Consider the following 19,652-nt stretch of genomic DNA (forward strand, 5'->3'; position numbering starts at 1 on the left):
GCGTGTTGCCCGTCGCTTGGGATGCTGACCACGCGAGGCGATCACTTGCGTGCATTTCGTCGGCGCGGCGCTTGGCATCCTACCGCGCCTCGTCGAGTGACTTATTCGTCTCGCTCAGGCGGCGTCCATCTCGGCCTGTCGGCGCGCCCTCCTTGGCCCGCGCCGCCACCCAGCTGGGTTCCACAAGGCGAGAACGCCGTGCTCACCGCCACTGTCGGCCCCGAAACCCTTCGGATCCTGCTGGCGAATGCCGCAACCCAACGCGCAAGAGGTACTGCTGAAGCCGCTCACGCAACCGCCCAGCCGCCGCGCGAACCTCACTTTCGTTCACGCCGAAATCCAACCAGACCTTGCTGGGCTCGTCCTCAAACACGTCATGTTGGAGCTCGTGCCAAATTGGCGGCAGCAACTCGGCGGCCAGATACACCCGTGGTATCATCGCCGCGCCGCTCGGGTGACCGTTGAGGACCGCTATACCCAAGTTGGGTTCGGTGAAGGAGATCCGGGTGGTAAGCCTGGTCTTACGCCAGGTAGCGAACACCTCAGTGTGGTCCGCGACCTCTGCCAACCAGTCGATCAACCCTGCACCTCGAAGGTCGTCAGGGCCGGGTCCGTGAGCTTCCAGACGCGGGCAGCATGTTGGAGCCGCACGCGGACACGCAGCCAGTCAGAATCCCACTCCTGACTGGTGAGGTGAGGAAACTGATAGCCGACAAGATCCAGTTGGAATGAGACTCGACCGGCTTCAAACTGCATGCTTATTACCGTGTACCCCCAAGGCAGGCCGCCCACGCCTCAAGACGATTGTGATTGTGTCACTCCGTGCTTGGAGGTGCTCCTCGATTCTGCTGGTGTCCAATGGACTGGTTGTACAGTTCGTGAAGTGCTCGCACGGCTGCCCATTCACCCTGAAGACGACGAGCAGTTACCCATCGCCGTCTATGTGCTTTAGATGTTGAAATTGGCGATGGTTTGCTGGAGGCGGTGGCGTTTGGCGGTCAGTAGCGGCGTACGAGCACCACCCCTACGATCAGTAACGCGAGGCCCAGCAAGCGGCCCGGGGAAAGCGGGTGGGTCCTCATTCCCATCAACCCGAAGTGCTCCAGCAGGCTGGCGATCAGCAGTTGACCCAGCACGATCAAGCCGAGGAGGGTCGCTGTCCCCAGGCGGGGCGCGAGGGCCGTGAGGCCCAGCAGGTACGTGGCGCCGAACAAACCGCCCAGCCAGGCCCACCAGGGTACGGGCGTAGCAATCAGGCTGGAAACGTTCCCGGGCCGGAACAGGAGTACGTAGGTGCCGAGCACCAGCAGGGTCACGATCACGCTGATCAAAGCCCCCCAGGCTGGGTGTCCCGCTGCGCTGCCGAGCCGGGCGTTGGCGGCAGCCTGGAGGGGCACGACAACCCCGGCGAGCAGGGCGAAGAGTACCGCCAGCCAGATCAAGCGTTTTCCTCAATTTGCATGCGGCAACCTCCTGTGACTTGAGTCGCGGTTTTCGCGGCACTTCCTCTGCCGCACCCCTGGTTGCAGTCTTTGGTGTTCGTCCAAGTGGTGCTTCACTCCCGGCTGTGATGGTGCGGCTGAGGTGAGGGCAGGCTCCAGAAAAGAAGCACAATGTTCGCACTACAGTTTATACAGTAATATATTTCTCATACCGAATTGCTTTGACAACCGACACTGACGCCATTCCGGCACGCCGGACAGCTGCCACTCAGAATAAACGCCACTACACCCCGCAATCCGGAGGAACGCATGAACTCCTTGAACCCGTCCAGCTTGGCACCCTCACCCTACCGAACCGCATCGCGATGGCCCCCATGACCCGCAGCCACGCTTTCGATACCATCCCCACACCCTGACGGCGGAATAGAATACTACGCGCAACGCGCTGGCGCCGGCCTGATCATCAGGGTGGTGCTGTACGCCGTGCTCGGCGACCTCAAGCTGCCAGTAGGCGACCACGTGTATAAACTGCTGATCAAGCTCGGTTTCAGCGTGCAGAAACCCGGCAAGAAGCCTGTAGAGCGCGACAAGCCGGCGATTCACACCTGGTCGAGAACCAAGGGCGTGGAGATCAGCAAAAAAAGTCGAGGCGGGCCTGACGCTTGTCTGTCTGGGCGAAAGCGGCTTCAGCGCCTCAAGGTGGCGCTGATCATCCTGGCGTACAACCTCAAATTCCGCGACCTGGCCTCACCATAAAATTCCGCCCGCTGCAACCCCTATTCGCGGTCAATGATCAGCGGTGAACAGGGCTGTCTTGCGTCTGTTGCTGTGCTTCGCATAGAGTCATTCATGAATACTGAACCTCAAAAGTCCGATATTGATCCCTTAACACGGCCTGAGGTCGCTCTCCGTCGTCCCTACGCACTGACACGGCAAGCCGCAGGCCTCTTGTTCATCTCCGGACAGGTTGGCCTTGATCCTGAGACGCAGCAGCTTGTGCCAGGTGGCTTTCCCGCCGAGTTTGGGCAGATGATGACCAATCTTCAGCGCATCCTTACGGAGCATCAACTCACCCTTCGTGATCTGGTCAGCGTCAACGTCTACCTGACGGCCCCAGATGACTACACGAGGCTGAACGAGTTGTACCTCGCGGCTTTCGATGATGCCCTGCCGACGCGCACCACTGTGGTTGTTCGGGCACTTCCCCTGGGTGCCACGGTCGAAATTCAGAGTGTGGCCGCCTTGACTGGAGCATGAACGCTATGACCTTCAGCGAACTGAGCCTTTCTGCGCTGCGCGAGGCCCACGCCCGCCTGGCAGGCGGAGTGCTGCTCACACCCGTGTGGCACTGGCAGACGGGCGTCATTGCCGAGCAATTGGTTCCCGAAACTGAAGTCTGGTTGAAGCTGGAACTGTGGCAGAAAACGGGCACATTCAAGCTGCGGGGCGCACTGAACTCTATCGAGGCACTGGATGAGGCGGCGCGGGCCCGGGGGGTCACGGCGGTGAGTGCCGGGAATCATGCCATTGCCGTGGCTTACGCGGCACGCGAAGCGGGCGTCAGCGCCAAGGTGGTGATGTTGCAGCACTCCAATCCAGCCCGGGTTCAGGCCTGCCAGGCGCTCGGCGCAGAGGTGCACCTGGCCCCGGACGTCCACCAGGCGTTCGAGCGGGTCCACACCATTCAGGTACACGAAGGCCGCACCCTGATTCACCCGTTTGAGGGTCCGCTGACGTCGCAGGGTACCGCGGGCGTGGGACTGGAATTTATGGATCAGGTGCCGGACCTGGACGCAGTGATCGTGCCTGTCGGTGGGGGAGGCCTGATCTCTGGCGTGGCAGCAGCGGTGAAGCACCTCCGGCCGCAGTGTCAGGTGTTCGGGGTGGAACCACTGGGTGCGGACTCGCTGTTTCAAAGCTTGAATGCCGGTGAGCCGGTTCGCCTGGAGCGGGTGGCGACGATTGCGGACAGTCTGGGTGCGCCGTTTGCCTTGCCTTACTCGTTTGAGGTGTGCCGGACGTTTGTGGATGAGGTGGTGCGGGTGTCAGACGACGATCTGTGCCGGGCCATGTTCTACCTGTTCCGAGACATGAAACTGGTCACGGAACCGGCAACCGCGGCGGGAACGGCGGCCTTGCTCGGACCGCTGAAGGAGCGCTTGAACGGGAAACGGGTGGGAATTGTGGCGTGCGGTGCCAATATTGATGCGGCGTCGTTCGACACCCATCTTGAGCGTGGGCAGGCGTTGGTCGGGCTGTGAGATCTCTTTGAAGGATCGATCTGACACATTTGAGATCACGGCGCCGGGTCTGCGGCAGGTGCCAATGGCCAGGCGCCGAAGTCCCGGCGCTCAGTACCCCACATCTGGAGTTGAGTGGTGTACTGGAGCGGCAAAAGGCTGCATGACGAGGGACAGGAGCGCAGCTCGATCACACGTCTCCCAGCGTAGAGCGGCAGCAAAACGCTCCAGGCCGTACTTGACAAGCCTCACCGCGCCCCGCCCATGCCGTTTGCGCTTGATGGGCCGCTGCGCGGGGTGCCACACACCGACACGCCAACGCTAGAGCGTTTGTCCATTCCACCCTTGGAGGAAGACACTCCATCAATTCCATTGTCTTGGGCAGAACGGACGCCCTTAAGGACGCCTGCCCGCGTCTTGGGCAGAACGGCGCCCTTCAGGACGCCTGCCCGCTTCCAAACGCTCCTGGTCAAGGTCACTCGCTCCCCGCGCTGACAGCGTGCCCAAAAGCGGTTTCGGGCACTGCGCGCTCTCCGCTCGGTCAAAAACATTGATCAAAAACCGATCAATGTCTTTGACAACCGCTTTAACGTCACGGATATGGGTCCCAGAATTTAGGCCAGGAGGCAAGGGAGGTTCCCGGACGCCACCTCACGATAATCTTACAAACCTGCTCGACAACGAGGCGCAGGCATGTTAAGAGGAGCAACTCCTCCTGTCCGTTCTATTCTCCTCGGCGTGACCACTTGGCTGCTCAGGTCGGGCACCGCCATTAACAACCTATGCGTCCTCCGCAGGCCCGTATCGCGCGGGCTCGCGGAGCCGGAGGAGCGCAAAGTCCTATCGTTTCCTCGTAGCCGCCGTACCGTGCGGTCGTGACATTGAAGGCATGCGCGGCGAGTTGTGAGCGGCTACTCAGATCGAATAGTACTTTTAAGTCATATGATATGTGTGTTATATTTTATGCGTAACGTGGACGATCATTCTTCTGGACGAAGTCACCGCCTGGTTCGACAGCCTCGATGATGAAACGACTCAACTGGTTACCAGCGCCATTGACATGCTCGAAGAACGCGGCCCAAGCCTTGGACGCCCCATGGTTGACACTCTCGAAGGAACCAACCTGCCGAACCTCAAAGAGCTTTGTCCCGGTTCCAGTGGCCGCAGTGAAATCCGCATTCTTTTCGTAGCGCCGGGCATCCTCCTGACGGCTGGCGACAAGACAGGACATTGGAAGCGGTGGTACAAGGAACATATTCCCATCGCTGAGGCCCATTGCCACGAAGGGCTGAAAGACGATCGCGACCAAGAGGAGTTGTAAAACATGCCGAAGACTTGGAAGCAAGTTCGTGCCGAAGCTGCCGAACGCGGACGTATTGACGAGGCGAAGGTTGCTGAGCACCGCGAAGCCGGACTCGCCAGTGTGCGCGCATACCGCCTCGCAGAACTCCGCAAGAGGACTGGATTTAACCAAGAGGAAATCGCGCAGAAGGTCGGCGTCACGCAATCACGGGTTTCCCGCATCGAACGAGGTGACATCGGGCACACTGAACTCGGCACCCTCCGCGCGTTCACAGAAGCATTTGGCGGTGAGCTTGAAGTGGTCGTCAAGTTGGGCGATGAGCGCGTCGTGCTCGTCTGACCACTGGTACTCGCGCCATGCAGCATGATCGCTCGCACACAGGCCGAATTAGGTCCGGCAAACCACCTGTACTTCGGGACGATTCAACCGGGGATGCACGCATTTCATGCACCATGAACGGAATGATGTCGGCCTCGCACTGAGGTGAGTCCCATGGTTTAGGCCACGGGGTAAGGCAGGTTCTGCTGCTGAGCATACACGGCCTCGAACTCCACAGGTGGCCGGTAGCCGAGTGATGAGTGTAGGCGCTCCTCGTTGTACACATCCTCCAGAAAGCGCCGTAGACTCTGCCGGGCACGTACAGAAGTTTGTGTGCGGGGGGTAGTGCTCAGGCACGCAGGGGCGCGCGAAGCGACACCCCTCGCCCAGAACTTGGCGCCTTCGGTGTCTGACACCCACAAGCCCAGGACGTCCTTGTTGCCTTCCAGGGTGATGCCCACAGCCGTGTATACCGCTCGTGGCGCCACCAGTCCATCCTTGCGAATCCGGACGTGCAGGCAGTCGAGGGACACGATCGGGTACACCGCTTCCAGCGGCCGGGAGCGCCAGGCCTGCACTTCGTCCAGTACTGCGTCCGTTCCTTCGCTGATCAAGGCTGGGCTGACGTCCACCCCGTAGAGGGTCTGGAGTTGGCTTTGGATGTCGCGGGTGGTCATGCCGTGCGCGTAGAGGGACAGGATCTTCTCGTCGAGGCCCTCGAATCGTCGTTGGTGTTTGGGCAGAATCTGCGGCTCGAACTCGCTGTGCCGGTCGCGCGGTACCGCGAGCTCCATCTGGCCGAACTCCGCCTGGATGGTCTTCTTGGACTTGCCGTTTCGCACGTTCCGAGCTTCGTTCGCCACTTTCCCGCCGCGTTCGTGCCCGAGATGGTGCGTGAGTTCAGCTTCCAGCGCGCGTTCGAGCAGGCCTTTGCTGAGCTGCTTCAGTAAACCGTTGAAGCCTTCGGCTGTGCGGTGACCATCGAGTAGCTGGTCGAGCAGTTGGGGGTCGAAAAAGGCATCGTCTTGGGACATGGACACTTCCTTTCTTCAGGATGCGTCCCCCTCCCCCCGCACACAAACTTCTGAATGGGCTCTCCTGGTCAATCTGCTAGCGTCGAGAAAGCATGGTTGTCCCCTCGATCGAACTGCCAGAACACCTCCTGCAAAACTTCCAGCCTGCCTACGAACATGCTTCAACTGCGATCTGGTGGCGCTTCGACGACACGGCATACCCCGAACCCAACTTCTTCGACAACCCTGGTGTGCTCCTGCCTTGGTGGAGTACACAGCTAGCTCTTCTGGCTCAGGGCGCTAAAACTGTGGAGTTGCAGTTCATGGAAGGTCCCTACGCGCTCACCCTACGCGCTTTAGATTGCGACCTTATCGAGGTGAGTGCACCACCTGACCTTCCCGCTCCCATTGTGGTCACGTTGCCTGCACTCGTTCGTTCTGTTCAGGATGCTTTGTCGCGGGTTGCCCCGGCGTTTGAGAGCCACCCAAAAGTTCAGCACTTGGCTCAAGGGCTGCGCGATACCGTCGAAGAACTCGATAGGCAACTGCTCTATCGTGAACGGCGTGCCCGTTCACGGGACGAGTGATCCCTGATACCCAGCAGTGATGCGTTGTAGTGGTGGATAAAGAGCCACACGAGCCCGATCAGGTGATCGAGCTTCCGCGAGAAGGCGAGTGTCTTTCTGGTCAGGCGAGCGAGCCGCTGACGCAAGGTGCAGTTGAAACGCTCGATGTGCTGCGTACCCCCGATCCGCTGCCTCCCTTCGAACACCACGCTTTTGTACGCCCCAAGCTTGTCGGTATGACACACGGCGTCCAGGAATGGCGTGGCCATATGCTCCCACAAGCCAAAAGCACCGACAGCGTCACGCGGGCCAACAAAGCAGCCTACGATCCTGCGGGTTTTGCGTTCCATGGCCAGCCAGATCCATACCTGCCGATCCTTCCGACCAACGAAGGTCGCGAGTTCATCGCACTCGATCACGAGTGGTTCGTCCGCACTTTTTTTGCGGGCACCATCTCCACCTGCTGCTGAACGGCTTGTGTTTGCTGTTTGAGGTACCGAGCGAGCCAGGAGCGGCTGACGCCGACAGCTCGGCAGATGCCTCGTAAGGAGAGCCGTTCGACAAGCAGCTTGTCGACCAGTTGCTTCGTGGCAGGGTCAATGGGGTGCTTGAGGGGTTCAAGGACGAATTGTCGCTGGCAGACGCGACAGAGGAAGCGTTGCTTGCTGCTTTTGAGGTGGCCGTTTTTGACGGTGCGTTCCGAGCCGCACCCTGGGCACGCTGGACCGTTCATGTTTCATTCAACACCCGTCATCGCTAAGAATCCACTACCTTCCAGTGCATAGGGTTGTGTGGCCGTGCATAAGGCGCTATATTGTCAAACATCAAAGCGGCCGAGGGGCCGTTTTCTTCGTTTATGGCGATTGAGCGATACGAGCGGATCTGGGACCCCGAACGGCGTAAGCACGTGCGGGTGCATCGGCTTGTTGCAGCAGCGGCCCTTGGGCGCCCTCTGGAGTCCTGGGAAGTCGTGCATCACGTCAACGGTGACAAGCGTGACAACCGCCCTGAGAATCTGCGGGTTCTGCCCAGCCAGGCGCACCACATGGTGATTGAGCACGTCGAGCGTAAAGTCTCACGTGGTCAATTTCCGCTGTTCGAAACCGACGTGCTGCTGCCGGCAACCGTGCAGGACTGATGTCTCGCAGCGAAATCGGAGACAATAGCGTTCAGTGAGCGATCTGCATTTTCTCGGTCTGGGCGGCACGGCTGAAGTGGGCGCCAGCAGTTACCTGTACCTGCTGCCCGAAGGCAACCTGCTGATCGACGCGGGACTGCGACCTGGTGCCCTCGGTGAAGCTGCCCTGCCGAAGCTGGAGCTACTGCGTGAGCACCCACCGGCCGTGATGGTCCTAACGCACGCTCACCTCGATCACGTCGCCGCGCTGCCCCTCGTCACCCGGGAATTCCCGAGGCTGGCGGTGTACTGCACGGCCGCGACCGCCCGAATCGCCGCCACCGTCCTGGCGGACACCCTGAAAGTCTCCGCCGACCAGGGCGCCCCCTTGTTCGACGTGAAAGCCATGAAGCGCGCCCTGGAACGCCTGCGGGTCGTAGAGCCCTTCACGCCCATCACCGAGCACGGTCCGGCCTTCACGCTGCTGCCCAGCGGTCACCTGTTCGGTGCCGTCTCGGTCGACTTGCGCAGCCGGCGGGGGCGGGTCTTCCACACCGGGGACTTCAGCAACGTCGCCACACCCACCACCGAGCCCGCCTTTATGCCCGCCGAGGAGCAACCCGTCACCGCGGTCGTCAGCGAGAGTACGTACGGCGACACCTTGCTGCCGTCACGCAAAGAGCAGGTGCGGGCGTTCGTCACGGCCATTCAGGAGACGCTGCGCGGCGGCGGGAAAGTGCTGATTCCCTCCTTCGCGCTGGGACGCGCGCAGGAAATGGTCTCCATCCTGCTGAGTGCCATGGCGGGCGGGCAACTGCGAGAAGTGCCGATCTACCTCGATGGGCTGGTACGCGCCCTGACCGAAGAGTACGAAGGCATGCTGGACTTGCTGCCCGCTGCCCTGCAGAATGCCCAGCGCACCAGTGGCCGCGCGCCCTTCCTGCGCAGTCCGGTCGAGCGAGTCGAGGATGCCCGGATGCGCGGGAAGATTCTGGCGTCACGCGGTCCGTGCATCGTCATCGCCTCATCCGGCATGCTGCACGCCGGCACCAGCCCGCTCTACGCCCGCGTGTTCCTGCAGGAAGTGGAGAACGCCTTGTTCGTGGTGGGGTACCAGGACGCTGAAAGCCCGGGACGGCGTCTGCTGGAACTGCAACGTGGCGGTGAAGTGCTGCTGCCAGACGGCCGGGGAGGCCGGGAACTGGTGCCCGCCCTGTGCCGGGTGGAGCGCTTCTACCTCAGCGCGCATGCCGACCGGGGAGGCATTCTGGGCCTGCTGGGCCGTTACCCGAGCGGCAAGGTGGTCCTCACGCACGGCGAGGTTTCCGCGCGCAACAACCTCAGGACGTACCTGGACACCAAACGCGACGTCAGCCTGCCCGCAGCGGGAGAGATTGTGCCGCTGCAGGACAGCGGACGGCGGCGAGGGGCTTTTGTTTCGGATGCCCCACGCCGCCTGGCCGCCACCAGGGAGCGGCACACCCGCAGGCAGGTGCAGGTGCAGTACGACGATGAGCAGCACGCGCTGGTGGTGAAACTCCCAGAGGACCTCAGCCCGAATTATTTCGGAGAAGGTGATTACACCCTGGAAGTCGTGCGTGGCAAGTTGACTCGCATCAAGCTCGGGCAGCGTGAAGTGGAAACTGAGCCTGCCGAACCAGCCTTGTCTTCTACTGAGTGATGGGCTGCGAGCCAGCTGGCGAAGCTGGAAACCTTGAGTGATGAGGCGCTGTGGAGTCTCTACCGGGCGCTGTGTGCGCGTGACGGCGTGCGGCCGGAGTTCAGCCCGGATCACCTGGCAGCGCTGAGTGGTGCTGAACTGCTGGAGCTGGCGCGGCGTGTCGGGGTGACGCCATGACGACCCGCAAACGCCTTGAGAAGCTCGAGGAGGCGCAGCGGGAATGGGAGAGGAACCACGTCGTGCCCATGCGTGACGTGGTGGCCTTCCTGCACGACCTCACGCTGATTGTCGGAGAGGAAGCCGGGCAGGAGACCGCCATGCGGGTGCTGAACCGGATTGTGAAAGCAAAAGCTGAGCAGGTTGACGCTCGTGACGGTCACCATGACGCTATGACTGTGATGACGGCGGAGGTGTGTTGTGACTATCAGCGTCGATCTTGCGACGGATTCGGCCGGATCAGTCTCGACGATGCAGCCCCAACGCTCGAGCGAGGACACCCCACACACCCAGCGCTGCCGGAGCTTGAGCGGGTGTAGTCCCTGGCAGGGCGGCGTGCGTCATGACCTCAAGCCGCTCGACGGTCGCGCGGGCCGCGTGCAACTCAGCAGTGAGGACCGCCACCTCACCCCGTAGGCTGCTGACCTCACCCTGCAACGCCTGGCCGCTCTCGCGCTGATCGTCGAGCGAAGCGAGCACCGGCACCAGGTCGCTCTGACTGCTGGGCAGCTGGGCGAGCTGCGCGCGTAAGGCGGTCACTTCAGCCTGAAGGGCTTCAGACTGAGCCCGCTGGGCTTGCAGCTCCTCGAGCACCGGAGCGAGCACCACGCCCAGCGCTGCCCGCAGATCGTCCAGTGTGATGGTGCCCGGCACCCTCGCGGGCGTGATGACTCCACCCTCACTCTGCCCAGTGATGGCCCGCAGGGCACCCTCTACGCTCTGCCCAGGGTGAGCGAGCAGGGTGAGCGCGGGCCGCCTCGAGCAGCTCGACCGCCTGAAGGGGGTACAGCCGGTCCCGCATACGCCCGCTCTACGCGCTTTCGCTCTACGCGCTTTCCTCCCCCGTTCTAACGATGCGCGGCGCCACCAGCTCCCATAGGCTGTGAACATGGCAGTCCAAGTAGGGCAGGGCCCCGTGCTTCCGGAGCCGCAGGTCACGCCCGCGTACCAGCCGGCCGAATCCGCTATGCTCTTAGACACCCACAAGGCACGACCCGGGGCGACCCGGCCGAGGAGGTCACCGTGAAGCAGATCCTTAGGTTGGCGGTCAGCGCTCTCGCCCTCGCCCTCGGCCCGGCCGTGTCCCCTGCCCAAGCCCAAGCCGCAGCCCCACCCGTGCGCGCGTGGTCCGACGCGAAGGACCTACCGGACGCGCGGGGCGCAGCGCAACTGCTCGAGAGCGAGTACGCCGCGCGTTACGGACGGCCAGCCGCGACAGGCTCAGCGCCGAGCACGGGTGGATCGGCGGCGGCACGAGCGGCAGCAGTGAAGATGTACGACGATGCCATCGTGCAACTCGAGGCCATGCTCGCGAAGCTCAAACCCGACGCCCTACAGCGCGCCCAGCTTGTGGCCCAGCTTGAGGCGCTGAAGAAGGCGCGCGACCAGTTCGCGGCCCAGCCTGCGCCACAGCCGGCCGCGCCGAGGCCGGCACCCGCACCGCCCAAGTCCACCGGGCCGCTCACCCTCGCGCAGGCACTCACGAACACTCGGGCGCTGGTCGAGACTGGAAAGGGGCGTCAGTCCTTCGCTGCGCTCACCGCGAGCCCCGCCGGCAAGGATCCGAGGCGCGCCTCGGCCCTCGCGGCGGCGGCCGTGCTGCGCGACCGGCCCGTCGGCGCCCTCGCCGCCCTGCTCGCCGCCAGGGCAGCAGAGCCAAAGAACCCCTCGCACCTGGTGAACGCGGCCGGCCTGCTCAGCCTGCTCGGCCGGCCCGTCGAGGCGATCGCTCTGCTCGACGGTGCGGACGCCCTCAAGGTTCCGTTCCCCAGCGCGATGGGTCTGAACGGGCAGGCGGTGGCGCTGAACAACCGCGGGCACGCCCTGCTCGGGCTCGGCCGAGCCAAGGATGCGGAGGCGGTGCTGAGGCGGGCGGTATCGCTCGAGCCGCTGCTGGCGGAGGCGAGAACGAACCTGGCGATGGCGCTGCGGGCACAGAACAAGACCGAGGAGGCGGTGCGCTTCTTCCGGGCGGGGATGAGGCGGTCACCGCCCCCGAGCCAGCCGGCGGTCAAGCCGCCGCCCACCTCCGGGCAGACCCCACCCCCCGGGCAATCGGGGCAGCAGTCCGCGGACCCGTTCTCCCCGGAGGGAGCGGCGCAGCTGCCGGCCGAGCGGGTGTACGACCTGTCGCGCGGCGTGCGCGGGGACCTGCCGAGGATCAAATGGCCGAAGACGCCGGCGGAGGCCGAGGCGCAGCAGCCCAAGCTCGAGGCCATGATCGCGGAGATCAAGGGGCGCAACGCGACCTGGCACCAGCGCCTCCAGGTCCTGCAGGCCAGGCTCAAGCCGGTTCCGGGTCCGGGCAGCGATCTGAGCCATATGCGCGTCTCGGGGATCATCAACCGCATCGATGAGGCGCAGCACGAGCCGAGCTTGCGCCAGCTGTGGTCGACTGTCGAGGACGCCCGGTCGCGCAACAACGTCGAGGTGATGTTCAACGGCTCGCGCCTCGTGCCGGGAACGACGGGTGCCGTCCTGGACCAGAAGTTCAACCCGGCCACCGCGTCGGGCCGCTTCTGGGCGGAGGTGACGCGCCTCGGGCCTGAGAAGGCCAAAGAGGACAAAAAGTGTCCGGACAGGGAGCCGGGCAGCTCGGCCTGCCGCGAGGCGGTCCAGGTCAAGTACGACAAGCTCAATTGCGAGGCGGCCCGGAAGGGCCTGGACGAGTGGCGCGCAAGCGCGGTGCGGCTGGACAACGCGCTCGCCGCCTACTTCGCGCCGGCGTACAAGCTCATGACCGGCCTGGCCGCGAACATCAGCGACCCGGTTCAGCACCAGATCGCGGTGCTGTACATCGAGCGGGAGGTCGACAACCTCGTTTGGATCTACCTGCTCACGCCGGCGACCAGCCTCGGGCCGCTGCCGGCGTACTCGCAGTTCTGTAAGGAGCCCGGCGTCGCGGAGGATCCGAAGCCGGCCGTGCTCACGCCGGCGCAGCGTTGCATCCTTGGCGGGGCGACGTTCGAGGCGGACCTGTTCGTGGCCTCGGTCTCGTACGACTGCGAGAAGGTCGCGGTGGAGGTCGAGAAGGGCTTCCTGATCCTCGATGGCTTCGTCGAGGTGGAGTACGTGATCGAGGGGACCAAGACGGGCGAGGTCACGGTGGGCGTCGGCGTGAAGGGGGAGGTGGGCGGTGGCCCACTCGGGACGGGCGTGGAGGCGAAGGGCGGCTGCTACCTGACGGTGGACACGGGCACGGGGAAGTTTGTGGACGCGGGCGTGCGTGGCGGGGTGTCGGCCGGCGTTGCCGGGGGCGCGCTCCAGGTAGAGGCGAGCGGCTCGATCGTCGTGATCGCCGGATAGCAAGGTCCACGCCCAGCCACCGTGACGGCTTGCTTTGGGGTGGGGTGACGCGGGGGTCGTCCGACTCCCGTCGTCGACACTGGTGTCCGAGGTCGCTCGCGCCGACCCGTGCTGGTGCGAGATGCCGGCTGGGCCCGCCCCTTAAACTTCCCATTTGTTCCAGACCATCACGAAGCATCACCTTGGCAAGCAGGTGCGCAGCGGATTCTCCACCAGTAGCAAGGCGGCAGTGAAGTTGCAAGGGTTTGGTGGAGGGTCAGTTCATGCTGAGGGCTTGCTCCTCGAAGGCCACCGGCGAGCGGTAGCCGAGCGATGAATGACGACGTAGCCGGTTATAAAACACCTCAATCCACTCGAACACCTCACTGCGCGTCTGGGCGCGAGTTCCACGGGCCTGCCGAAGATCAAGTTCCGTCTTCAAGGTGGCGAAAAAGCTTTCCTGCACAGCATTATCCCAACACTCCCCTTTGTTGCTCATGCTCTGCACGGCTGCCAAGCGCTCCAAGGCTTGCCAGTACGCGTCGCTGGCGTATTGACTCCCCCGGTCCGAGTGGTGGAGCAACCCTGCCCCAGGGTTCCTCCGCTGTCTGGCCATGTTGAGCGCGTCGATGACCAGCGGCGTGTGGAGACGCTCGTTCAGAGACCAACCGACAATTCGCCTTGAGTACAGATCCATCACGGTGGCCAAATACAACCAGCTCTCTGTCGTGGGAAGGTAGGTGATGTCCGTCACCCACTTCTGGTTCGGGCCGTTCGCCTTGAAATCGCGGTCCAACACGTTCTCCGCGACTGGGTGGGTGTGTTTTGACTTCGTGGTGGTGCGGAACTTTCGCTTGCAGCGAACCTGGAGTTTGGCTGCCTTCATCAGGCGCCCGATTCGTTGGCGGCTGACCATGAGTCCCTCTTCGGCCAGGTCTTCCTTGATCCGGGGTGTCCCGTACGTTTCCCGGCTCCGCTGATGGTAAGTGATGATTTTTGCCGTCAATACACGGTCTTTTTGCACTCGATTGCACTCCGGCCTTCTCCGCCAGGCGTAATAGCCGCTCAGACTGACCTCCAGCACCTCGCACATCAGTTCCACTGGGAACGCCTCCTGGTGCTGATGGATAAACGCAAAGATCAGCTTTGTTTGGCGAAGAAGCGGGCAGGCGTCCAGGGGGGCGTCCGTTCTGCCCAAGACAGGCCAGTGCTTTTTTCAGGATGTCCCGTTCCTGACGGGTGATTTCCAGCTCACGTTCGAGCTGCTTGGTCCGGGCTTCCTGTTCAGAAAGAGCCATGACACCACGCCCTGTGAACGCCGGGCGTCCTGTAGCAGCCTGGGTCTCCTGCTGCTTTTTCCAGCGGGCCACGTAATTCGGGGGAACACCCAGGTCGCGGGCGATCTCGGCACAGCTTTTCCCTGTAGTTTGAACCAGTCGGACGGCTTCCTGCTTGAACTCGGCTGTGTACTGCTGCTTCGGGGTTACCATATCCGTCTCCAGTGTGGATCACACTGAACTTCCCCTCCACAAAACCCTAGCAAGACCAGCGTGAGTCACTGGAGGCGCCACTGATCTCAAGTTACAGGCAGAGTGAAGTGGAATGTCGTGCCCTCCCCAACTACGGACTCCACCCAGATGCTTCCGTCATGCTCCTCGATGATCTTCTTCACTACTGCCAACCCGATGCCGCTCCCAGAGAACTGCTTGTTACCGTGCAGGCGCTGAAAGATACCAAAGATCCGGTCAAAATACGCCGGGTCGACCCCAATCCCATTGTCACGTACCTGGAAACGCACCAGATCGCCTTCACGGATCGCTTGAACGTCCACCTCTGGCACTCGGCCCGGCGGCTGGAACTTCAAGGCATTCGCCACCAGATTCTGAAACACCTGCCGGAGTTGCGTCTCGTCCGCGATTACCTCTGGAACGTCACTCCATGTCACTTTGGCGTTCAGTTCCTGGATGGTGGCGTCCAGGTTTCCCAGTACGTCCTGGAGTACTTGTCCGGCGTCTACTCTGCGCACGCGTCGCTCACGTCCCAAGCGTGAGTAAGCCAGCAGGTCGTCGATCAAGGTGTCCATGCGCTTCGCGGCTTCCACCGTGAACGAGATCATCTGTTCTCCCTGCGCGTCCAGCTTGCCTTGATACCGGCGCTCAAGAAGTTGCAAATAACTGGTGATGGTCCGCAAAGGCGACTTCAGGTCATGTGACGCGACAGCGGCGAACTGAGCGAGTTCTGCATTGCTGCGCTGCAGTTCCTGGTTGACGCGCCGCACTTCCTGTTCAGCGAGCTGCTGCGCGGTAACGTCGTGCATCGCCACGACGGCACCGAGCTTCTCTCCGGATTCGCCGCGAATGACATTCCCACTGATGGACACGAAGCGTCTCGGCCTGTCCTCCGTGTCGATGATGATGGGCACGTCGCGTACGTCCTCGCCCTGAAGCGCCCGGAGCAGCGGAAGCTCCTCGGTTGCGAGGAGGGTGATGCCGTCCGGATGGTAGACGCCGTAATGTGACGCCCACTCGGAGGGCGGAAGAGACTCGGCGGGCAAGCCAACAATGCGGACGGCTGAGTCATTGAACAAAGTCAGCTGGCCGTGCTCGTCACACACCGCAATACCCTCAGCCAGGCTTTCCAGCAAGGCGCGCAGGAAGGAGCGCTCCTGAGCCAGGTCCTGGGTGCGTTCCCGCACACGCGACTCCAGATCCGCGTTCAATCGGTGCAGTTCCGCCTCGGCATGTTTGCGTTCGGTGATATTCGAGATCACCGCGATCAAATACTGCGGTTCTCCATCAGCGCCTCGGACGACCGTCACGCCTGAATTCGACCAGACGATCTCACGATTCTTGCGGACGTAGCGTTTCTCCAGCGTCACCGCGGCACGTTCCCCGGATATCACTGTCTGCAACGCGGCGAAGCTCTCGTTCAGGTCCGGCGGGTAGGTGACGTCCTTGACGCTCATGCCCGCGAGTTCTGCCTGGCTGTACCCAAGGAACGCGGCGGCAGCGGGGTTCACATCGATAAAATGGCCGTTCAGGTCAATACGAGTCACACCGACGATGGTGTACTCCACCAGAGCGCGGTAGCGTGCTTCCCGCTCTCGGAGTCGCTGTTCCGCCTCGTGATGCTCCGTGATGTCCTCGTGAACACCCACCCACTCCAGTAACGTCCCGTCCTCGTTCCGGACGGGAGTGGCGCGGGCGCGCATGAAGCGATACGCGCCATCGTGACGGCGCAGACGGTGTTCCACCCGGTATAGGGCCTGCGTGTTCACCGCCTGCTTCCAGGCAAGCTGGGTGCGTTCCCGGTCATCCGGGTGAATCGCGTCCAGCCAGCCCCATCCGAGTTGCTGCTCGGCGGTCTGTCCGGTGAAGTTCTGCCACGCGGGCTGCTCGACGATCACTTCCCCCGTTGAAGCGCGGTTCCAGACGATCTGGCTGGTCGCTTCCACCAGGGAGCGGAAACGCCGTTCGCTGTGGCGCGCCGTCTGGTACAGCTGCGCGTTGTTCAAAGCGATGGCTGCCTGTGTGGCCAGGCTGAGGGCCGCACGCTCGGCGGTGTCGTTGAAGATGCCCGCTTCAGGGTGGCCGAAGAAGAACCCGCCGATGGCGGTTCCTTCGCGGGTGACGACTGGTACCGCGAGATAACTCCTCACCGGCAGGTGCCCTGGTAGCATGCCATGATAAGGGGCATTTTGCCCGTACAGGGCATCCTGAGTGATGTCGTCAGACCGGACGACACCTTCATTGCGGAAGGTCGGGCCGAACACTGCCGTCATGTGGGGCATCGGGTAGTGCGCGAACGCTTCTGGGGGTGCGCCGGAGAGCGCATAGAGGTTTAGAAGCGAGCCATTGTGATCCGGCAAGGTGTAGAAGAACGCCCCGAATTGAGCACCAGTGAGCTCAACTCCGGCGTCGGTGACTGCTTGCACAACTTTCTGAACGTCGAGTTCTGCGGAGATGGTCTGGTTCACGCGGTTGAGGGTTTCGAGTTGCTGGGCCTGCTTCTGGCGGGCCAGTTCAGCTTGTTTCTGTGGGGACAAGTCACGAAGGGTGGCGACCCAGGAATGAAGCTGAGGACCAGGTTGAGCGCACAACTCAAACGGGTGTGGTTCACCAGCGACTGGAATTTCAAGTTCGAGGGTGAACGGCGTTTGACCTCGCAAAGCGTCATGCACGCTGGGAGCGGAAAACTGTTCTGCTGCGGGGAGGTACGCGGTGATGTTCGTATGCGAAGCAAGGGCTTCCGCACTTTGAGTGTGAGCCACAAACGCCTGGTTGACGAAGGTGATGTTGCCCTGGAAGTCAAGAACCCAGAGCAAGCAATGGAGGGTGTCAAGCAGTTGTTCGTGAGCAGCGCTGACCCCCGGAGAGTTCCAGCTAGGCCGGGTCATAACGACAGTATCTCAGATGTCAGGACACGTCGGAACTTAGGCGAACGCAAAGGAAAGGTACGCACAGATTCAAGTACTTCAGGTTGGACGCGTGTCGCATTCTGATAAGTGGCTAGCGGGTAGGGAACGGGTGATCCTGGGAGCGGACCGGACTACGGGCAAAGCGCGTGCAGGCGGCGGCGAACAGGCCGAATGCCATCACCAATTCCGCTCACGCTAGCCACTTAGCCATGTCGTAAATGGGGCGAGTCTCGCAACGGAGGACTTCCTGCCGGTCGGCGAGGTTGCGGGCATTCAAGCGTGCCAACTTCCCTCCTACCCACTATTCAAGCGCTTTTTGCCGGCGTAGCTTTTTTGAGTGCCCGCCTCTGTTGAAGGCATGGATACCGCGTTCGTCTTTCTATCACTCGTACTGCATCAGGGAGGCAGCGTTGGAGTTTACGCTTGTTACTGAGGGGAGCACTATGGCAACTTTTCTTCTTATCACCGCGAATAGGGATTGCGATTGGGAGGGTTTTATGGTGAGGCAGCGAGGTCACGGAATTTGAGGTTGTAGGCCAGGATCAGCAGCGCCACCTTGAGTTTCAGACTCGCCAGAGTCTTGACCTGTCCCCAGCGCATCCCCATGCCTGGGGTCGTTGAATGAGATGATCCCGGAGGGGGTCACGGAAAGGGAGTGGCTGGCCTCCGCAAGATGCGGGTCTCATGTCCGCACCACTCCCACTGGAAAGTCTAGCCTGCGTGTTCCCCGATTGCCCGCTCTACGGCCAGAAAGGGCAAGGGAACCTGATCGTCCGCAAGACCTACGGCCCCTAAGGCACGCGTTACCTGCGTTGTCGTCGCTGTCAGCGTGAGTTCAGCGAGCGGAAGGGCACAGCGTTGTGGAACAGCAAAATCCCTCCAGAGCAGTTCGTTTCCGCTGCGCTGCATCTGACCGAAGGCAACTCGATCAGCGCCACCGCACGCCTGGTGGGATTGCATCACGACACGGTCGAACGCATTGCCCTGGTCAGCGGTCCACACGCCACTGCCTTCCATGCTGACCGTGCCAAAGGACTCGCTGTGAGTGCCCTCCAAGCGGATGAGCGCTACGGCTTCGTGGGCAGCAAGCAGAGTCCCTGCTGGGAAGCCATTGTCATTGATCCCAAGACCAAGTCCCTGGTGGCCCTCAGCCTCGGGCGACGCAACGAAGACCTGATCCATGCCCTGCTCAAAGAGGCGCGTAACCGTGTGGCCCAACCCCAAAAACTGGTGCTCTTCACCGACGGGGAAGCCAGTTACAAGACGCTGTTTCCCCGCATCTTCGGTATCCCGTACCGCCCACCCCGCAAACATCTCCACGGTCGGCCACCGGCAGTGCGTTACCGGATTCCTCATTCTCTGGCGCATACCCAGGTCATCAAGCATCGCGAAGGGCGGCGGGTGGTGGAGGTGGAAGTGCGCCTGGCCCACGGCAGCCAGAAGCGCGTCGATCAGGAACTGGGCACCTTGGGCTACAGCATCGCTAACACTTCTGCGGTGGAGCGACAAAATGGGACTGCTCGGCAGATGACGCCGCACATGAGGCGCAAGGGCGCAGCAGGTCCTGACTGACGAACTGACCGGCCTGGCGAGCCGTACGCAGTTCATGCGGGCGGTGCACGACGCGATCACGCAGGCCGCGTCGGGAGAGCGGTTCGCGGTGGGCTTCACGGACCTGGACGATTTCAAGAGCGTGAATGACACGCTCGGGCACGACGCGGGCGATGAACTGTGGCGGCAACTGGGCGCGCGGCTGCGTGAAAGCGTGCGCAAGGTGGACGTGGTGGCGCGCCTCGCGGGGGATGAGTTCGTGTTGCTGCTGCGTGAGCTGGACGACGGCGAGCTGGTCGAGGCGCTGGCGAAGCGGACGCTGGCGGCGCTGGAGCAGCCGTTTGTCCTCAAAGGGCTTCAGGTGCGCGTGGGGGCAAGCTTGGGCGGGGTCCTGTCTGGCAGGGACATGAGCGCGCAGGAGGTGATCGCCACGGCGGACAGGGCCATGTACCAGGCGAAGCGTCAGGGCAAGAATCACTTCTTCATCCACGACTGCCGCTGAC

19 protein-coding genes and 3 pseudogenes are annotated in these 19,652 nt (G+C 62.4%); 13 read left to right on the forward strand and 9 right to left on the reverse strand.

Translation table 11 applies throughout. From position 1 onward, the window contains the following. Window positions 1–576: 576 nt before the first annotated feature. Together DEIPE_RS20650 and DEIPE_RS20655 are read right to left on the reverse strand one after the other, a co-directional pair. Window positions 577–756: a WapI family immunity protein gene (locus tag DEIPE_RS20650; RefSeq protein ID WP_041231826.1), complete on the reverse strand. Its 180-nt coding sequence runs from the start codon at window positions 754–756 to the stop codon at window positions 577–579. 242 nt (window positions 757–998) lie between these two features. Continuing rightward, on the reverse strand, window positions 999–1,442 hold the full coding sequence (locus DEIPE_RS20655) for a DMT family transporter (RefSeq protein ID WP_015231494.1): 444 nt from the start codon (window positions 1,440–1,442) through the stop codon (window positions 999–1,001). A 221-nt stretch (window positions 1,443–1,663) separates the two neighbouring features. Here DEIPE_RS20655 and DEIPE_RS23470 point away from each other — a divergent pair, with 221 nt between their 5' ends. The 6 genes from DEIPE_RS23470 (at window position 1,664) to DEIPE_RS20680 (ending at window position 5,324) form a co-directional block, all read left to right on the forward strand. Continuing rightward, window positions 1,664–1,858, forward strand: a complete 195-nt coding sequence (locus tag DEIPE_RS23470; RefSeq protein WP_083865921.1) for a hypothetical protein — start codon at window positions 1,664–1,666, stop codon at window positions 1,856–1,858. 55 nt (window positions 1,859–1,913) lie between these two features. Beyond that, a complete protein-coding gene (locus tag DEIPE_RS20660; protein WP_041231827.1) occupies window positions 1,914–2,198 on the forward strand; it encodes a winged helix-turn-helix domain-containing protein in 285 nt (94 codons plus the stop codon). 93 nt (window positions 2,199–2,291) lie between these two features. Then, on the forward strand, window positions 2,292–2,699 hold the full coding sequence (locus DEIPE_RS20665; RefSeq protein WP_015231495.1) for a RidA family protein: 408 nt from the start codon (window positions 2,292–2,294) through the stop codon (window positions 2,697–2,699). 5 nt (window positions 2,700–2,704) lie between these two features. Next, window positions 2,705–3,703 (forward strand): threonine ammonia-lyase, encoded by a 999-nt coding sequence (locus tag DEIPE_RS20670; RefSeq protein ID WP_015231496.1) that lies wholly within the window; start codon window positions 2,705–2,707, stop codon window positions 3,701–3,703. 928 nt (window positions 3,704–4,631) lie between these two features. Next, complete coding sequence (locus DEIPE_RS20675; protein WP_015231497.1) at window positions 4,632–5,003, forward strand: type II toxin-antitoxin system RelE/ParE family toxin; 372 nt, start codon at window positions 4,632–4,634, stop codon at window positions 5,001–5,003. 3 nt (window positions 5,004–5,006) lie between these two features. After that, on the forward strand, window positions 5,007–5,324 hold the full coding sequence (locus DEIPE_RS20680) for a helix-turn-helix domain-containing protein (RefSeq protein WP_015231498.1): 318 nt from the start codon (window positions 5,007–5,009) through the stop codon (window positions 5,322–5,324). A gap of 353 nt (window positions 5,325–5,677) precedes the next feature. Here the strand turns inward: DEIPE_RS20680 and DEIPE_RS20685 are convergent. After that, window positions 5,678–6,337, reverse strand: a pseudogene (locus tag DEIPE_RS20685) (IS256 family transposase); the annotation flags it as partial. Between the two features lie 92 nt (window positions 6,338–6,429). Between DEIPE_RS20685 and DEIPE_RS23475 the strand changes: the two are divergent. Beyond that, window positions 6,430–6,903 (forward strand): hypothetical protein, encoded by a 474-nt coding sequence (locus DEIPE_RS23475; RefSeq protein ID WP_015231500.1) that lies wholly within the window; start codon window positions 6,430–6,432, stop codon window positions 6,901–6,903. Here the strand turns inward: DEIPE_RS23475 and DEIPE_RS25660 are convergent. Both DEIPE_RS25660 and DEIPE_RS25665 read right to left on the reverse strand, forming a co-directional pair. After that, window positions 6,867–7,301, reverse strand: a complete 435-nt coding sequence (locus tag DEIPE_RS25660) for an IS1 family transposase (protein ID WP_425387747.1) — start codon at window positions 7,299–7,301, stop codon at window positions 6,867–6,869. The two genes, DEIPE_RS23475 and DEIPE_RS25660, sit on opposite strands and share 37 nt — an antisense overlap. Beyond that, complete coding sequence (locus DEIPE_RS25665; RefSeq protein WP_041231830.1) at window positions 7,298–7,615, reverse strand: IS1/IS1595 family N-terminal zinc-binding domain-containing protein; 318 nt, start codon at window positions 7,613–7,615, stop codon at window positions 7,298–7,300. Before DEIPE_RS25665 ends, DEIPE_RS25660 begins: the two co-directional genes overlap by 4 nt. Window positions 7,616–7,738: 123 nt before the next feature. Between DEIPE_RS25665 and DEIPE_RS20705 the strand changes: the two genes are divergently transcribed. From DEIPE_RS20705 to DEIPE_RS24275, 3 genes are read left to right on the forward strand one after another with little or no spacing between them, the layout of a single operon-like run. Then, window positions 7,739–8,020: an HNH endonuclease signature motif containing protein gene (locus DEIPE_RS20705; protein WP_015231501.1), complete on the forward strand. Its 282-nt coding sequence runs from the start codon at window positions 7,739–7,741 to the stop codon at window positions 8,018–8,020. A 34-nt stretch (window positions 8,021–8,054) separates the two neighbouring features. Next, on the forward strand, window positions 8,055–9,680 hold the full coding sequence (locus tag DEIPE_RS20710; RefSeq protein WP_015231502.1) for an MBL fold metallo-hydrolase: 1,626 nt from the start codon (window positions 8,055–8,057) through the stop codon (window positions 9,678–9,680). Window positions 9,681–9,713: 33 nt separating this feature from the next. Further along, a complete protein-coding gene (locus tag DEIPE_RS24275) occupies window positions 9,714–9,857 on the forward strand; it encodes a hypothetical protein (protein ID WP_157449120.1) in 144 nt (47 codons plus the stop codon). A 279-nt stretch (window positions 9,858–10,136) separates the two neighbouring features. Here DEIPE_RS24275 and DEIPE_RS24280 read toward each other — a convergent pair whose 3' ends face one another. Then, window positions 10,137–10,550: a hypothetical protein gene (locus DEIPE_RS24280; RefSeq protein ID WP_041231832.1), complete on the reverse strand. Its 414-nt coding sequence runs from the start codon at window positions 10,548–10,550 to the stop codon at window positions 10,137–10,139. A 618-nt stretch (window positions 10,551–11,168) separates the two neighbouring features. Here DEIPE_RS24280 and DEIPE_RS20725 point away from each other — a divergent pair. After that, window positions 11,169–13,202, forward strand: a complete 2,034-nt coding sequence (locus DEIPE_RS20725; protein WP_157449121.1) for a tetratricopeptide repeat protein — start codon at window positions 11,169–11,171, stop codon at window positions 13,200–13,202. A 256-nt stretch (window positions 13,203–13,458) separates the two neighbouring features. Here the strand turns inward: DEIPE_RS20725 and DEIPE_RS20730 are convergent. The 3 genes and pseudogenes from DEIPE_RS20730 to DEIPE_RS24285 form a co-directional block, all read right to left on the reverse strand. Then, window positions 13,459–14,671 (reverse strand): annotated as a pseudogene (locus DEIPE_RS20730) (IS3 family transposase). An 86-nt stretch (window positions 14,672–14,757) separates the two neighbouring features. After that, window positions 14,758–17,226, reverse strand: coding sequence for a PAS domain S-box protein (locus DEIPE_RS20735; protein ID WP_245557660.1), 2,469 nt, complete (start codon window positions 17,224–17,226; stop codon window positions 14,758–14,760). An 867-nt stretch (window positions 17,227–18,093) separates the two neighbouring features. Beyond that, window positions 18,094–18,207: pseudogene (locus DEIPE_RS24285) on the reverse strand (IS982 family transposase); the annotation flags it as partial. Between the two features lie 249 nt (window positions 18,208–18,456). Between DEIPE_RS24285 and DEIPE_RS20745 the strand changes: the two are divergent. Both DEIPE_RS20745 and DEIPE_RS20750 read left to right on the forward strand, forming a co-directional pair. Further along, entirely contained in the window at window positions 18,457–19,170 is a 714-nt protein-coding gene (locus DEIPE_RS20745; RefSeq protein ID WP_015231507.1) for an IS1 transposase, read from the forward strand. Between the two features lie 43 nt (window positions 19,171–19,213). Next, the gene (locus DEIPE_RS20750) at window positions 19,214–19,651 is read left to right on the forward strand and encodes a GGDEF domain-containing protein (RefSeq protein WP_245557661.1); all 438 of its coding nucleotides are present in this window, start codon (window positions 19,214–19,216) and stop codon (window positions 19,649–19,651) included. Window position 19,652: the final 1 nt, after the last annotated feature.

Source organism: Deinococcus peraridilitoris DSM 19664, assembly GCF_000317835.1.
GTDB classification, from domain to species: domain Bacteria; phylum Deinococcota; class Deinococci; order Deinococcales; family Deinococcaceae; genus Deinococcus_A; species Deinococcus_A peraridilitoris.

What these genes read in the sequence shown, in the direction of transcription:
- DEIPE_RS23475 (WP_015231500.1), top strand. Translation starts at nt 6,430, where the DNA reads ATGGTTGTCCCCTCGATCGAACTGCCAGAACACCTCCTGCAAAACTTC.
- DEIPE_RS20725 (WP_157449121.1), top strand. Translation starts at nt 11,169, where the DNA reads ATGTACGACGATGCCATCGTGCAACTCGAGGCCATGCTCGCGAAGCTC.
- DEIPE_RS20665 (WP_015231495.1), top strand. Translation starts at nt 2,292, where the DNA reads ATGAATACTGAACCTCAAAAGTCCGATATTGATCCCTTAACACGGCCT.
- DEIPE_RS20670 (WP_015231496.1), top strand. Translation starts at nt 2,705, where the DNA reads ATGACCTTCAGCGAACTGAGCCTTTCTGCGCTGCGCGAGGCCCACGCC.
- DEIPE_RS20650 (WP_041231826.1), bottom strand. Translation starts at nt 756, where the DNA reads ATGCAGTTTGAAGCCGGTCGAGTCTCATTCCAACTGGATCTTGTCGGC.
- DEIPE_RS20680 (WP_015231498.1), top strand. Translation starts at nt 5,007, where the DNA reads ATGCCGAAGACTTGGAAGCAAGTTCGTGCCGAAGCTGCCGAACGCGGA.
- DEIPE_RS20705 (WP_015231501.1), top strand. Translation starts at nt 7,739, where the DNA reads ATGGCGATTGAGCGATACGAGCGGATCTGGGACCCCGAACGGCGTAAG.
- DEIPE_RS25665 (WP_041231830.1), bottom strand. Translation starts at nt 7,615, where the DNA reads ATGAACGGTCCAGCGTGCCCAGGGTGCGGCTCGGAACGCACCGTCAAA.